The following is a 1115-nucleotide window of genomic DNA, read 5'->3' as shown; positions in this document are numbered from 1 at the left end:
CTGGCCTGGAATTGAAGTGTCCAGGGCGTTCGGGACCGGGTCGGCCGGCGTGACTTGATAGGAGCGTGGTGAACGCCCTCGACTGAGGTGTGTCCGCCGGCCAACCCTTGTCCGATTCCGATCGAGTCGAATCAACGGAAGGACACGATCATGGTCGTCCTCGGAGTGGATCCGCACAAGAAGACGCACACGGTGGTCGCGGTTGACGAGCACGGCGTACAGCTGGCCGTCCGGACGGTCCCGGCCACCGACGAGGGACACCGGGCGCTGCTGCGCTGGGCTCGGCACCTGCCCGGGCAGCGGCGGTGGGCGGTCGAGGACTGTCGGCACGTCGCGGGCCGGTTGATGCGGGACCTGACTGGTGCCGGTGAGCAGGTGGTCCGGGTCCCGCCGCGGCTGACCGGGACGCTGCGGGCCAGTGCCCGTTCGCGGGGCAAGTCGGACCCGATCGACGCGTTGGCGGTGGCCCGGGCCTGCCTGCGCGAGCCCGGTTTGCCGACCGGCGGGCTGGACGAGGACGCGCTGGCGGTGCGGTTGCTGGTGGACCGGCGCGAGCAGCTCGTGGCGTGGCGCACCGCGGAGATCAACCGGGTGCGCTGGCACCTGGTCGAGCTCGCCCCCGAGGTGGAGCAATGCGCGGTGCTGACCTCGCTGCGCGGCATCGAGCGGGTCCGCGCCGAGGTGGCCGCGCTGCCAGGATCGGTGCGCCGGCAGATCGCCCTGGACCAGTTGGCCGGGATCATCGAGACGACCATCGCGATCCGCGCGCTCGAGCAGCAGATCACCGCCCGGGTCACCCCGCTCGCGCCCGCGCTGCTGGCCATCGTCGGCGTCGGGCCGTTGACCGCGGCCAAGCTGCTCGGCGAGGTCGGCGGGATCGAGCGGTTCACCCGCTCCGCGCAGCTGGCCGCCCACGCCGGGATCGCCTGCATCCCGGTATGGACCGGCAACCGCGAACGCCACCGACTCAACCGTGGCGGCAACCGGCAGATCAACGCCGCCGTTCATCGCGTCGCGGTCACCCAGGCGCGGATGCACCCACCCGCGCAACAGCTCCTCGCGCGGCGCCGCGCCGGTAACGACACCCGCAAAGGCGCCCTCCGGGTCCTGAAACG

The 1115-nt window shown here is 72.2% G+C and carries 1 protein-coding gene; it reads left to right on the top strand.

Annotation, left to right across the window (positions count from 1 at the left end):
• Positions 1-150: 150 nt before the first annotated feature.
• Positions 151-1115, top strand: a 965-nt coding sequence (locus AB4091_RS21765; RefSeq protein ID WP_442294981.1) for an IS110 family transposase, incomplete at its 3' end; no start/stop codon positions are given.

Source organism: Terrabacter sp. 2RAF25, from assembly GCF_052115265.1.
In the GTDB taxonomy this organism is placed as follows: Bacteria; Actinomycetota; Actinomycetes; order Actinomycetales; family Dermatophilaceae; genus Terrabacter.
Note: the sequence above shows the minus strand (reverse complement) of the source record. Positions and strands in the feature narration are given on the sequence as shown.